This window comes from Vibrio campbellii CAIM 519 = NBRC 15631 = ATCC 25920 (assembly GCF_002163755.1).
In the GTDB taxonomy this organism is placed as follows: domain Bacteria; phylum Pseudomonadota; class Gammaproteobacteria; order Enterobacterales; family Vibrionaceae; genus Vibrio; species Vibrio campbellii.
The window spans coordinates 663,207-676,180 of record NZ_CP015863.1 but is presented as its reverse complement, the minus strand read 5'-3'; the positions used below and the strand labels follow the sequence as shown (position 1 = coordinate 676,180).

The 12,974-nt window shown below is 46.1% G+C and carries 10 protein-coding genes; 5 read left to right on the top strand and 5 right to left on the bottom strand.

What is annotated here, in order from left to right; genetic code table 11:
* Positions 1–73 precede the first annotated feature (73 nt).
* Complete coding sequence (locus A8140_RS03255; RefSeq protein WP_005534117.1) at positions 74–979, bottom strand: hydrogen peroxide-inducible genes activator; 906 nt, start codon at positions 977–979, stop codon at positions 74–76.
* 200 nt (positions 980–1,179) lie between these two features.
* On the opposite strand from A8140_RS03255, the gene A8140_RS03250 reads away from it, so the two are divergent.
* The 3 genes from A8140_RS03250 (at position 1,180) to ppk2 (ending at position 3,648) form a co-directional block, all read left to right on the top strand.
* Positions 1,180–1,788: a peroxiredoxin C gene (locus A8140_RS03250; protein WP_005424820.1), complete on the top strand. Its 609-nt coding sequence runs from the start codon at positions 1,180–1,182 to the stop codon at positions 1,786–1,788.
* Positions 1,789–2,061: 273 nt separating this feature from the next.
* The gene (locus tag A8140_RS03245) at positions 2,062–2,805 is read left to right on the top strand and encodes a copper homeostasis protein CutC (protein WP_005534116.1); all 744 of its coding nucleotides are present in this window, start codon (positions 2,062–2,064) and stop codon (positions 2,803–2,805) included.
* Positions 2,806–2,871: 66 nt separating this feature from the next.
* Complete coding sequence (gene ppk2, locus A8140_RS03240) at positions 2,872–3,648, top strand: polyphosphate kinase 2 (RefSeq protein WP_005534115.1); 777 nt, start codon at positions 2,872–2,874, stop codon at positions 3,646–3,648.
* A gap of 44 nt (positions 3,649–3,692) precedes the next feature.
* Here ppk2 and phoU read toward each other — a convergent pair whose 3' ends face one another.
* The 4 genes from phoU to A8140_RS03220 are packed head-to-tail and all read right to left on the bottom strand — an operon-like array spanning position 3,693 to position 9,149.
* On the bottom strand, positions 3,693–4,391 hold the full coding sequence (gene phoU, locus A8140_RS03235) for a phosphate signaling complex protein PhoU (protein ID WP_005424791.1): 699 nt from the start codon (positions 4,389–4,391) through the stop codon (positions 3,693–3,695).
* Positions 4,392–4,422: 31 nt separating this feature from the next.
* Positions 4,423–5,241, bottom strand: coding sequence for a phosphate ABC transporter ATP-binding protein PstB (gene pstB, locus A8140_RS03230; RefSeq protein ID WP_005534114.1), 819 nt, complete (start codon positions 5,239–5,241; stop codon positions 4,423–4,425).
* Positions 5,242–5,243: 2 nt separating this feature from the next.
* The gene (gene pstA / locus A8140_RS03225) at positions 5,244–6,917 is read right to left on the bottom strand and encodes a phosphate ABC transporter permease PstA (protein ID WP_005424815.1); all 1,674 of its coding nucleotides are present in this window, start codon (positions 6,915–6,917) and stop codon (positions 5,244–5,246) included.
* A gap of 27 nt (positions 6,918–6,944) precedes the next feature.
* Positions 6,945–9,149, bottom strand: a complete 2,205-nt coding sequence (locus A8140_RS03220) for an ABC transporter permease subunit (protein ID WP_005534113.1) — start codon at positions 9,147–9,149, stop codon at positions 6,945–6,947.
* 211 nt (positions 9,150–9,360) lie between these two features.
* Between A8140_RS03220 and ppk1 the strand changes: the two genes are divergently transcribed.
* A complete protein-coding gene (ppk1, locus tag A8140_RS03215) occupies positions 9,361–11,451 on the top strand; it encodes a polyphosphate kinase 1 (protein ID WP_005534110.1) in 2,091 nt (696 codons plus the stop codon).
* Complete coding sequence (gene ppx, locus A8140_RS03210; protein WP_038862941.1) at positions 11,435–12,940, top strand: exopolyphosphatase; 1,506 nt, start codon at positions 11,435–11,437, stop codon at positions 12,938–12,940. Before ppk1 ends, ppx begins: the two co-directional genes overlap by 17 nt.
* Positions 12,941–12,974 lie beyond the last annotated feature (34 nt).

Below are 12,974 nucleotides of genomic sequence, written 5' to 3'. Positions count from 1 at the left end.
AAATGCTAAAAATCGCACTATTTCTAGTGCGCTTTTTGATGTTTGATCGGGAGTCGCAGGCTAATACTAATAGCTAAAGCAGTTCAGAGACGACTTCTGCCAATTGATTGAAAGTGTTTGATCTTGACGAGCTTGGACGCCAAACCAAACCAATATCGCGATACGCTTGCTGACCTGGAGGGTCGATCACCACCAAGTTCTGGTTGTGTAGCAAACCATGATCAATCGCCATTTGCGGGATAAATGTAGTACCTAAACCATTAGCAACCATCTGTACTAAGGTATGAAGACTGGTTGCGGTGAATGGGTTGATCTTCTCTTTGTCCGTCAACTTACACGCTGAAACCGCGTGCTCAGTAAGGCAGTGTTCTTTCTCTAATAAGAAGACGGATTCATCTGGCAAATCTGCATAACGGATCGGCACTGGTACGGAATCCGCTTGATTGGCACTGATCACCATGCGGAATGGGTCTTGTCCCACTACTCGGCTTTCCATTCCTTCTATCTCTACAGGCAGAGCAAGAATCAATACGTCCAATTCACCGTGGCGAAGTGCTTGAAGCAAGTTGGTCGTCGTGTCTTCTCTTAATAGAAGATTTAATTGAGGGAAGCGGTAGTTTACCTCTTGGACAAGCTCGCACAATAAGAATGGAGCAATGGTCGGAATACAACCTACTTTTAGCTGCCCTTCCATATCATCGCCTTGGCATAGACGACCAAGTTCAACAAGATCTTGCCCTTTAGCGAGCAGTTCACGACCTTGCTGCACGACCATTTCACCCGCTTGAGTGAAAACCAATGGGCTTTTCTTATCTTTCTTTTCGTAAAGTGGACAACCAATCAACTCTTCAAGGTTTTGGATGCCTTTACTCAAGGTAGATTGACTGACAAAACAACGCTCAGCAGCATCACTAAAATGTCGAGTTTCATGCAGAGTGACCAAATAGTGTAACTGCTTCAAGCTAGGCCATTTATTCATAATTCTATTTGTATCTATTGCTGTTCCAGTGATCGAGATAATAGTTTCGTTGTTATCGCTTTTTTCGATGAACTCAATCTATTTATTTCGCTTTTTTCAATACTACAATCTGTACTATAGTTTGTCTCGCACAAACAAGGACCAAACCTAAATAACTGAATATAGGTTTGGATCAAACCAAATTTTTTAGGAGCAAAAAAATGGTACTAGTAGGTCGTCAAGCCCCTGACTTTACTGCAGCAGCTGTTCTAGGTAACGGTGAAATCGTTGAAAACTTCAACTTTGCAGAATTCACTAAAGGTAAGAAAGCAGTAGTATTTTTCTACCCACTAGATTTCACTTTCGTTTGCCCATCTGAGCTAATCGCATTCGACAACCGTCTAGCTGATTTCCAAGCTAAAGGTGTTGAAGTAATCGGTGTTTCTATCGATTCTCAGTTCTCTCACAACGCATGGCGTAACACTGCTATCGAAGATGGCGGTATCGGTCAAGTTAAATACCCTCTAGTTGCTGACGTTAAGCACGAAATCTGCAAAGCGTACGATGTAGAGCACCCAGAAGCAGGCGTTGCTTTCCGTGGTTCTTTCCTAATCGACGAAGACGGTCTTGTACGTCACCAAGTAGTTAACGATCTACCACTAGGTCGTAACATCGACGAAATGCTACGCATGGTTGATGCACTAAACTTCCACCAGAAGCACGGCGAAGTATGTCCTGCACAATGGGAAGAAGGTAAAGCAGGTATGGACGCATCTCCAAAAGGTGTTGCAGCGTTCCTATCTGAGCACGCAGACGACCTAAGCAAGTAATAGACACTGCCGCCCAAGCTCAACGGGCGTGTTGGTTGGATGTATATAAAGCAAAAAGCTATAGCGGAAAAACCGCAAACGCCAATCAGTCTAAGTAAAGTCATAAAAAAGCCCAGAGTTCGCTCTGGGCTTTCTTTTTATCTGCGGTTTTGAAAAGCAAAAGAGGCAAGCATCGCGCAAAAAGTTTACCTCTATTTCCTTCGATCTCAGTACAGATTCTCCCCTTTCGTCCTGCTAGTATTTGCTGTAATTACAATAATTCAGGACAACCTCGTGAACACTCAACTTGAAGTCTGTATTGATAACATTGAATCTCTCCACAACGCGATTGCCGGTGGTGCAACCCGCATCGAACTCTGCTCTTCACTTGCTTTAGGTGGCTTAACGCCAAGCTATGGCTTTATGCAGCAAGCCGCTAAACGCTCTACTATTCCGGTTTACGCGATGATTCGCCCGCGCCAAGGTGACTTCTTCTACAGTGAGGAAGAAATCGAAATGATGCGCTGGGATATTGAAGCTGCCAAGCAAGCAGGCTTGAACGGTGTCGTGCTCGGCGTGCTCACTCAAGACGGCAACATTCATATGCCTTACGCAACTGCACTGTGTGAATATGCTCAAGCGCTTGGCTTAGGCGTGACCTTCCATCGTGCCTTTGATCAGTGTCGTGACGCTGAAAAAGCGTTAGAAGAAGTGATCAGCTTAGGCTGTGAGCGTATTTTGACTTCCGGCCTTGCACCTTCTGCACCGCAAGGGATCGATGTGCTTAAAGCCTTAGTTGAACAAGCTCAAGGACGCATTGCGATCATGGCAGGCGCCGGGGTGAATGCAGACAATGTTGGTCAATTGATTAAGCAAGCGAAAGTCGCCGAAGTGCATTTATCTGGCAAGACAACTCGCCCAAGTCACATGACCTTTATTGCCGAGCAAAGCAAAATGGGCGCTGCCGATGTGGATGATTTTTCGATTCCTGTCACCAACACCGATGCTATCGCGAACATGGTAACAGCTCTCAATTAAGCGCTTTCAAATCCCGTCTTTTGTTATTGAGTGCTAACATATTGATAACTAAGGACAGGAGGAAACATGGCGAAACTAAAGAAAAAGGAATACGAAGAAGCACTAGAACAGCTGCAAATTGAGTTGGTTAAGCTCCAAAAGTGGGTCAAACACAAAGGGCTTAAAGTCGTGGTACTGTTTGAAGGACGCGACGCTGCTGGCAAAGGTGGCACCATCAAACGCATCACTGAAAAACTCAACCCTCGTGTCTGCCGTATCGCAGCCCTTCCCGCCCCAACAGAGAAAGAGAAAACACAATGGTACTTCCAGCGCTACGTGGCACATCTGCCTGCTGCTGGAGAAATCGTGCTGTTTGACCGCAGTTGGTACAACCGTGCTGGCGTCGAGAAAGTCATGGGCTTTTGTACCCCAGAGCAATATGAGGAGTTTCTCCGCTCTTGCCCTGAGTTTGAACGCATGCTGCAACGCTCTGGCATTATCTTAATTAAGTATTGGTTTTCAGTCTCCGATGAAGAGCAAGAAAAGCGCTTTCTGGAACGCATCAATACCCCTATCAAACGCTGGAAGTTCAGCCCGATGGATTTAGAGTCACGTAATCGCTGGGCGGAATATTCACAAGCAAAAGACAAAATGTTTGCTTACACAGATACAAAAAACTGCCCTTGGTGGGTAGTGCCTTCTGATGATAAAAAGAAAGCACGTTTGAATTGTATCAGCCATCTGCTCAGTCAAGTCGAATACGAAGAACTTGAGCATCCAGTTATCGAATTGCCAGAGCTGAATAAGGAAGGCTACGTCCGAGCACCCATAGACGATCAAACCTTCGTTCCTGATAAATACTAGAGATGTACGATGGTAAAAGACCTGTTCCACCACCTTACTTGGGGTTATTTGAGTACGTCATCAATGCTTTGATCGCCAAGGTGGCGTACATCTTTCCCTTTCACGAAGTAGATAATGTATTCACAAATGTTCTGGCATCGATCACCTACGCGTTCAATGGCACGCGCTGACCACATCACTTGCAGAATATGTGGAATGTTTTTCGGATCTTCCATCATGTAAGTCATCAACTGACGAATCACCGCTTCGTATTCCGCATCCAACTTATCATCAAGCTTGTGTACTTCTGCCGCTGCTTCTACGTCCATACGCGCAAACGCATCGAGCACTTGGTGCAGCATTTGGATCGCTTGACGACATAAAGGCTCTAATGAGACTTGGAATTGACGCTCTTGCGATGACGGGCTTTCAATCGCCACATAGGCAATACGCGTTGCAACATCACCAATGCGCTCAAGATCTGTGATGGTCTTAATGATCGCCATGATTAAGCGTAAGTCTTTTGCCGTAGGCTGACGCTTAGCGATGATGCGAGTACAAGCGTCATCAATCGACACTTCCATCGCATTAACTTTGTGATCATCACGCACAACTTTACGCGCTAGTTCGATGTCTTCTTTGTGCAAGGCTTGAATAGCATACGACAACTGCTGTTCTACCAAGCCTCCCATGGTGAGTACATGGGTACGAATCGATTCTAGCTCTACGTTAAATTGTCCTGAGATGTGACGTCCAAAGTGCATGGCTTTCCTTTAATCCTTGAAAGGTCGCGGCTTAGCCGTAACGACCGGTAATGTAATCTTCGGTTTGTTTCTTCATTGGAGAGGTGAAGATCGAATCCGCATCCGAGTATTCAATCAGTTTACCCATATGAATGAATGCCGTGTGGTCACTGACGCGCGCCGCTTGTTGCATGTTATGAGTAACAATAACCACAGTATATTGAGTCTTGAGCTCGTTGATAAGCTCTTCAATAGTTAAAGTTGAGATTGGATCCAAAGCCGATGTTGGTTCATCCAATAATAGTACTTCAGGTTCAATCGCGACGGCGCGAGCAATCACCAAACGCTGCTGCTGGCCTCCAGAAAGTCCGAATGCATTTTCATGTAGACGATCTTTTACTTCGTCCCATAATGCCGCAGAACGCAATGAACGCTCGACCGCATCGTCCAACATGCGACTGTTCTTCACACCTTGTAAACGAAGACCGTAAACCACGTTTTCGTAAATCGACTTGGGGAATGGGTTTGGGCGCTGAAACACCATACCTACTCGGCGGCGCAGTGTTGCCACATCCACACTTGGGTTGTACACATTCTTACCGTGCAAACGTACTTGCCCCGTCACCTTACAACCTTCGACTAAATCGTTCATGCGGTTGATACAGCGCAGCAATGTGGATTTACCACAACCTGACGGTCCGATGAATGCGGTTACGCGCCCTTTCGGGATACGCATGGAGATATCATGCAGCGCCTGAGCCTGAACATAGAAAAGATTAAGGTTCTCGATCGAGATAGCCGTTTGTTCATCCGTCAGGTTGTGCACATCCAATGGCGGCTCATAACCCAATGTATTATCAAAGTTAAACATGCTTAATCTTGTCCTAAAGTTCGGTATTTCTCTCGCAGATTATTACGAATACTGATTGCTGTTAAGTTTAGTCCGACAATAACCGTCACGAGTAAGAAGGAAGTCGCGTAAACCAACGGACGCGCAGCCTCGATATTCGAGGTCTGGAATCCAACATCATAAATGTGGAAGCCTAGGTGCATAAACTTTCTGTCTAAATGCACGTAAGGGAATTGCCCATCCACCGGCAAGCTCGAAGCTAACTTCACGACCCCCACCAGCATCAAGGGTGCTACCTCACCCGCAGCGCGAGCAATTGCGAGAATCAAACCAGTGATTATCGCAGGGGTTGCCATAGGCAAAACCACTCGCCAAAGCGTTTCAAACTGTGTTGCCCCCAAGGCTAGCGAACCATGACGAACAGAGCTTGGAATGCGGGTTAAACCTTCTTCCGTGGTAACAATCACCACTGGTAGAGTCAAGACCGCTAGCGTCAATGCAGACCACAACAAGCCCGGCGTACCAAAGGTTGGAGCGGGTAATCGCTCGGCATAAAACAGGTTATCGATTGAGGCACCAATGGTATAAACAAAGAAGCCCAAACCAAATACGCCGTAAACGATAGAAGGAACACCTGCAAGGTTAATCACGGCAATACGGATCACCCGAGTTAGAGCATTATTCTTGGCGTATTCATGCAAATAGATCGCCGCAACCACACCTAATGGCATCACGATGATCGACATGATGATTACCAAGAAAACCGTACCGAAAATCGCTGGGAAAACACCACCTTCTGAGTTCGACTCACGAGGGTCTTCGGATAAGAACTTCCAAACCTGCTTCCCCCAATGGGCAACCTTTTCAGGCAATGACATTTGGTTTGGGTACCAGTAGTCCAAAATGTCTTCTAATGGAATCGAAACTTGAGTCCCAGTCATGTCTTCAACAATGAGAGCATAATCAGAGAAGCCTAGGCGCAACCCGTCAAGTTGCATGTCTAGCTTGGCTAACTCTGCTTCAATTTCTGCTTTGCGTTGGCTGTTATTTGCCAAAAACTCTTCAGTGATGGTGTCATTAAGCTCATGCTTGCGCTTGTCTAAGCGAAGCTGTTCTAGCTTCCAACCTAAGTCTTTTACTTGATCATCCACCAGCATATCAATTTCATGGTGCAAGGTTTCTGCATCATCGAGCTTCTGGTCCAAAAGCGCTGGAATGTTGTTTTCATAGCGCGTTTCGCCATCTTGAAAAGCAACAAACTTACCGAAGAAGTAGCCACCGCTGCTGCGTTCAATCACCGCCCATTCACCGGGTGTCGTCGGCTCATCCAACTGCATTTTCAGAACCGAGATAAAGTCAGCTGGATACAACTCACGGTTGGCAATTTTGATGTTCAAACGTGTCGCAAATTCTTCGTCATCCGCGAGTTTATTCGCCGCTTCTTCTGGTAGGTAACTTCTTGGCACAAAACTACGCTCGTAAACCTGACCAACCAGAATCGAGTTTTCATGCAGCACCTCGCCCTGCACCGGAGTCAGCGCAGCAACATTCCATTGATAAAGTGGCGCAGGCCAGAAGTAAGTCAGCCCCTTCCAGCCAATCAAAAGCAATAAACCGAGGACAGAAAGCAGACTGATGCTTACTGCTCCCCCGGTTAGCCAAATCCAAGGTGCGCCAGAACGAATCCAATTTAACACGCTATTACTCGCTCTTTCGTTAACTGATTACAACGCACGATATTTATCTCTTAGTCTTTGACGAACCCATTCCGCCAAGGCGTTCACCGCAAAGGTGAAGACAAACAAAATTAATGCCGATAGGAACAACAATCGGTAGTGCGAACTGCCTACTTCCGACTCTGGCAATTCAACCGCAATGGTCGCCGACAAGCTACGCAAGCCTTCTAGTACGTTCCAATCCATTAATGGCGTATTACCCGTCGCCATTAATACAATCATGGTTTCACCTACAGCACGACCAAGCCCCATCATGATTGCCGAGAAGATACCCGGACTGGCTGTCAGTAGGACCACATAAATCAGGGTTTGCCATGGCGTCGCACCCAGCGCTAATGAGCCATCCGATAAGTGCTTAGGTACAGAGAAAATCGCATCTTCTGCAATGGTAAAAATCGTTGGAATAACCGCAAAGCCCATCGCCAAGCCAACCACCAGCGCGTTACGTTGATCAAAGCCAATGCCATGGTCAGTCAGGAACAAACGCATGTCCCCGCCAAAGAAGGCTTGCTCAAGCATTGGTGATACCCACACACCCAAACCGATCAGTAGCAAAATCAAAGGCATTAAAACCAAAGCATGCCACCCGTTTGGCAGGCGATTACGTATCGGTTGTGGGATCAGTGCCCATAGGCCGCCCATCACCATAGTGCTCAAAGGCAAAACAAACAGCATCACCACAACGGTAATTAGATGGTCTTCCACAATCGGAGCGAACCAGAGCCCGGCAAGGAAACCAATGATAACCGTAGGCAAAGCTTCCATTAACTCGATTGATGGCTTCACCACACGACGCATACGTGGCGACATAAAGTAGGCGGTATAAATTGCGCCTAAAACTGCCAGTGGTACCGAAAACAGCATCGCGAACATCGCCGCTTTGATGGTACCAAACGCAATTGGCACTAAGCTGAACTTCGCTTCAAAATCGTCACTAGCTGAGGTGGATTGCCACACAAATTCGGGCTCTGGGTAACCTTCATACCAAACCTTCTGCCACAAGGAGGACAGAGAGACTTCTGGATATGGGTTATCAACAAATGCGACCGTCAGTTTGTCGTTTTGCCACGTAATCAGATAGCGCTCATTATTCGACATTGCAGCCATGGCTGGCGCTTGTTTATAGGCACGCTTAAACAGTACCAATTTCTCACTGGTGGTGTAGTGGCTTTGCAAAGTACCGTTGGTGTAAAAGCTGTAGAAACCTTTGCGGTGTGAATCGGGAAGTAAATACTTCAGCTCAGACGCCAACTTAAAGTCGCGAATGTGAGTCAAAGTACGCTTGTCGCCCTGCAACGTATCAAACCATTGTGATACACGACCATCGTTATGCGTAACGAGCAAAGAATACGCCCCCGCCAGCAAATCCATCGTTCTCACTGAGTGCTTTTTATCACCCTGAGTCAGATCGATAACCTCGCGCACTGAGAATTTATTGTCACCTTTCACCAAAACAATCAGCTCTGATCCATGTCGCAAATAAAGGTTATTACCATCTGGCGTCAGCAGCATTTGGTCTGGCGCATCAAAGCCCGAAGAGAAGGTGAAGTCATGGGTAACAGGTGATGCATCTAATAGTTGAGGAACTTGCCAACGTGCTTTTAGCACGCCGCTTTGTGTTTGCCAAACAAGGGTTGGAGCTTGTGTGGAAGTACTAAAAACAAATGTCTTAACTGGATCAGATGCATCTGTCAGTAGCATGTCCATTGAGGTTCTAAACGGCACCACTTCTGGTGGACGAGTGTTTTCGCGCAGCGTCGCGTTAAACTCCGGCTTGAAGATGTGCGCTTTACCTTGGCCATCGACTAAACCATACCAACCCAATCCTGGAGCAGACTGAGAAAATGCCACTGGGTTATTAGCTATCTGCTGAGTGTAAAGCGCGGGCTTGCTAGAATCATCAAGAGGTAGAAAACGCACTTCACCGGATTGAGTTAAAACCAAACCGATTTGGGAGTAATCATCAACGGAAATTGCGAGTGGCTTCCCGCTTTGGGTCGCACGAGCGGCATAATTGGTTTCGATCTCTGCATCAGAAAACAGAGGAATGATCACCATCGCAAGGTAAACAAAGATCAACACTAGAGCAGCAAGAACGCCTACACCACCTGATGTCACTGCAAAACGAACCAAACGATCTTTGATCAATCGTTTTTTATCTTTTTCCTGCAATGAAAACTCGGCTTGTGCCATTGATCTCTCTACCCTTTTTGACTTAGTACTAGAATATGTCGTTAAGATGACAATTATATTACAGATCACATTAAACAACTGAAAAGAATACAACTCTTATGCAGGCCGTGTTATGAAATAAAACTGTAACGTAAACCTCATAGTGTTCAGGCTCATCTTTTTTATCCCACAGATGAGTGCGGATTTACTTCATTTTAGGCTAGGTAAGGTTATGAGCGCAGAAAAACTCTATATAGAAAAAGAACTTAGTTGGTTGTCTTTCAATGAAAGAGTACTGCAAGAAGCCGCCGATAAAACAGTCCCTTTAATCGAACGTATTCGCTTTCTGGGGATCTTTTCCAATAACTTAGATGAGTTCTACAAGGTACGCTTTGCAGACGTAAAACGTCGGATCTTGATCAGCCAAGAACGAGGTGGAAGCGATAACTCTAAGCACTTGTTAACTAAGATGCAAACCAAAGCATTGAAGCTTAACGAACAATTTGACGAGCTGTACGGTGATTTGATCCGAGAGATGGCACGACGCCGCATTTTCTTGGTTAACGAAAACCAGCTGGATGACACGCAGAAACGCTGGATCACCAAGTACTTTCGCAAAGAAGTCATGCCACACATCACTCCGCTATTGATTAAAGATGACATCGATGTGTTGCAGTTTCTTAAAGACGAATACGCTTACATTACCGTCGATCTGCGCAAAGACGATCATTCCCAATATGCTTTACTCGAAATACCAACTGACCACCTGCCTCGCTTCGTTATGGTACCGGAGCAAAAAGGCAAACGCCGCAAAACCATCATTCTGCTCGACAACATTATCCGTTACTGTCTGGATGAGCTGTTTAAAGGCTTCTTCGATTATGACGAACTAAATGGCTACGCGATGAAAATGACCCGCGATGCCGAATACGATTTACGCCTAGAGATCGAATACAGCTTGCTCGAACAGATGTCTGAAGGAGTGAACCAACGCTTAACCGCTATGCCAGTGCGCTTTGTTTACGAACGTGAAATGCCGCAAGAGATGCTCGATTTCTTGTGCCGTAAACTGCAAATCTCCAACTACGACAGCTTGATTCCCGGTGGTCGTTACCACAACTTTAAAGACTTCATTGGGTTCCCAAATGTTGGTCGTGAGTACTTAGAAAACAAGCCCATGCCACCGATGAAGTGTGCCGACTTCGAAGGCTACGCCAACAGTTTCGATGCGATCAAAGCCAAAGACATTTTGCTCTACTACCCTTATCACACCTTTGATCACATCTCTGAACTGGTTCGCCAAGCTTCCTTCGATCCTAAAGTATTGGCAATTAAGATTAATATCTACCGCGTTGCCAAAGATTCGCGCTTGATGAACTCATTGATCGATGCGGTACACAATGGCAAAAGCGTAACTGTGGTGGTGGAACTGCAAGCCCGATTCGATGAAGAAGCCAATATCGAATGGTCAAAGGTTCTCACCGATGCGGGCGTACACGTTATCTTTGGGGCTCCGGGTTTGAAGATTCACTCAAAACTGCTCCTGATTAGCCGCCGCGAAGAAGGTGAAATAGTACGTTACGCACATATCGGTACAGGTAACTTCCACGAGAAAACCGCACGTATCTACACCGACTTCGCGCTACTAACTGCAGACCAAGAAATTACCAACGAAGTCCGTAACGTCTTTGGCTATATCGAGAATCCATATCGCCCAGTCAGGTTTAATCACCTCATCGTTTCACCACGCAATTCGCGTAAACAACTCTACCGTCTGATTGATGGGGAGATTGCCAACGCAAAAGCTGGCAAGAAAGCAGCGCTGACGATCAAAGTGAATAACTTGGTCGACAAAGGCATCGTCAATAAACTCTATGGTGCGAGCAATGCCGGGGTGAAAATAAATATGATTATCCGTGGTATGTGTTCACTCGTACCGGGTATTGAAGGTGTGAGCGAAAACATTCGCATCATCAGTATTGTTGACCGCTTCCTTGAGCACCCTCGCGTCGTCATCACTCACAATGATGGTGACCCACAAGTTTACATCTCCTCGGCGGACTGGATGACACGAAATATCGATCATCGTATTGAAGTTGCAGCTCCAGTTCGTGACCCACGTTTGAAACAACGCATTATTGATATAACCAACATTCACTTTACCGATACAGTAAAGGCTCGTTTGATAGATAAAGAGATGAGAAACAGCTACGTACCGCGAGGTAATCGTAAAAAAGTTCGATCACAAGTTGCCATCTACGACTATCTTAAAAATATAGAGAAACAAACAAGAAAACAAAAAGCAGATGCCTCAGATACTTGAACAAGATGTACGCCATATTGCAGCCATTGACCTTGGGTCGAACAGCTTCCATATGGTGGTGGCGAAAGTTGTTGGAAGTGACCTGCAATTAGTCAGCCGCCATAAACAGCGCGTGCGCTTAGCTGCCGGGCTCGATTCAGAATTAAACCTCAGTCACGCCGCGATGGAGCGAGGCCTTGAGTGCCTCGCGATGTTCGCCGAGCGCCTGCAAGGCTTTGAAACGTCAAACGTAAGAATTGCAGCGACCCATACCTTAAGGCGTGCCAACAACGCTCATCTGTTTATCAAACGAGCAAAAAAAGTGCTGCCTTTCCCAATTGAAATCATTCCGGGCGAAGAAGAAGCTCGCCTCATCTATCTCGGAGTCGCGCACACCCAAGCGGAGTCTAACTCCAAGTTAGTTGTCGATATCGGTGGCGGCAGTACCGAGATGATCATTGGTCAAGAGTTTGAGCCAGAGCTTCTCAACAGTAAACAAATGGGTTGTGTGAGTTTTACCGAACAGTTCTTCAATAATGGCAAACTGTCACGGAAGAACTTCAGCAAAGCAATTCTCGCCGCAGAGCAGCGTATTGAATCCATTTCTGTAAAATACCGCAAGAAAGGCTGGGATATTGCCCTAGGCTCTTCTGGTACGATTAAAGCGATTCGCGAAGTCTTGATTGGTTTAGGTCATGAAGATGGACTGATCACCAACAAGCGTTTGGGTAAGCTAATCGACACATTGTGCGAGTTTGAGTCCATTGATGATATCGAGCTTATTGGTTTGACCGATGAACGCAAGCCAGTCTTTGCAGCAGGTGTAGCCATTTTGGCTGCCATCTTCCAATCACTAAAAATCAACCAGATGTTTTTCTCGGATGGCGCATTGCGTGAAGGTCTCCTCTACGAGATGGAAGAACGCTTCGTTCGTTCTGATATTCGTATGCGCACCACAGAAAACCTAGCAAAAAAACATCGCGTTGATATCGAACACGCAGCACGTGTAAAAGGTCATGCAAGAGAGATGCTGTGCGATGTTCGTTCTGAACTTGGTATCAAGAAGAAGAGTGAGCTGTTTGATTTACTGGAATGGACGGCTTTGTTGCATGAAGTCGGCTTGAGCATCAGTCTGCGTGGCTTCCATCGTCACTCGTTCTACATTCTGCTGCATTCCAGCTTACCGGGCTTTAACCGCGAGCAGCAATTGGTATTGGCGACCTTAGCTCGCTTCCAACGTAAATCCCTTAAGCTGAATGAGTTCCCAGAGTTCAATCTCTACAAAGAGAGTGACATCATCAACTTAATTAAGATTCTACGTCTGGCCATTGTGGTCAACGGTCAACGCAATGATGACCCGCTACCAAAGCTTACACTGTCGATAAAAGAAGAGAAGTGGGTACTTACCTGTGTAGAAGAAGATTGGTTGGAGAATAACAAACTACTCGATGCCGATTTGCAGGAAGAACAACAACGCTGGGAAAGCGCAGGATGGGCATTGAGCTTCTAACTATAAACTCAGTTAACTATGAACTCAGTGAGAC

Coding starts and splice junctions, on each gene's coding strand:
- A8140_RS03255 (WP_005534117.1), bottom strand. CDS start 979: ATGAATAAATGGCCTAGCTTGAAGCAGTTACACTATTTGGTCACTCTG.
- A8140_RS03250 (WP_005424820.1), top strand. CDS start 1,180: ATGGTACTAGTAGGTCGTCAAGCCCCTGACTTTACTGCAGCAGCTGTT.
- ppk2 (WP_005534115.1), top strand. CDS start 2,872: ATGGCGAAACTAAAGAAAAAGGAATACGAAGAAGCACTAGAACAGCTG.
- phoU (WP_005424791.1), bottom strand. CDS start 4,391: ATGCACTTTGGACGTCACATCTCAGGACAATTTAACGTAGAGCTAGAA.
- pstB (WP_005534114.1), bottom strand. CDS start 5,241: ATGTTTAACTTTGATAATACATTGGGTTATGAGCCGCCATTGGATGTG.
- A8140_RS03220 (WP_005534113.1), bottom strand. CDS start 9,149: ATGGCACAAGCCGAGTTTTCATTGCAGGAAAAAGATAAAAAACGATTG.
- ppk1 (WP_005534110.1), top strand. CDS start 9,361: ATGAGCGCAGAAAAACTCTATATAGAAAAAGAACTTAGTTGGTTGTCT.
- ppx (WP_038862941.1), top strand. CDS start 11,435: ATGCCTCAGATACTTGAACAAGATGTACGCCATATTGCAGCCATTGAC.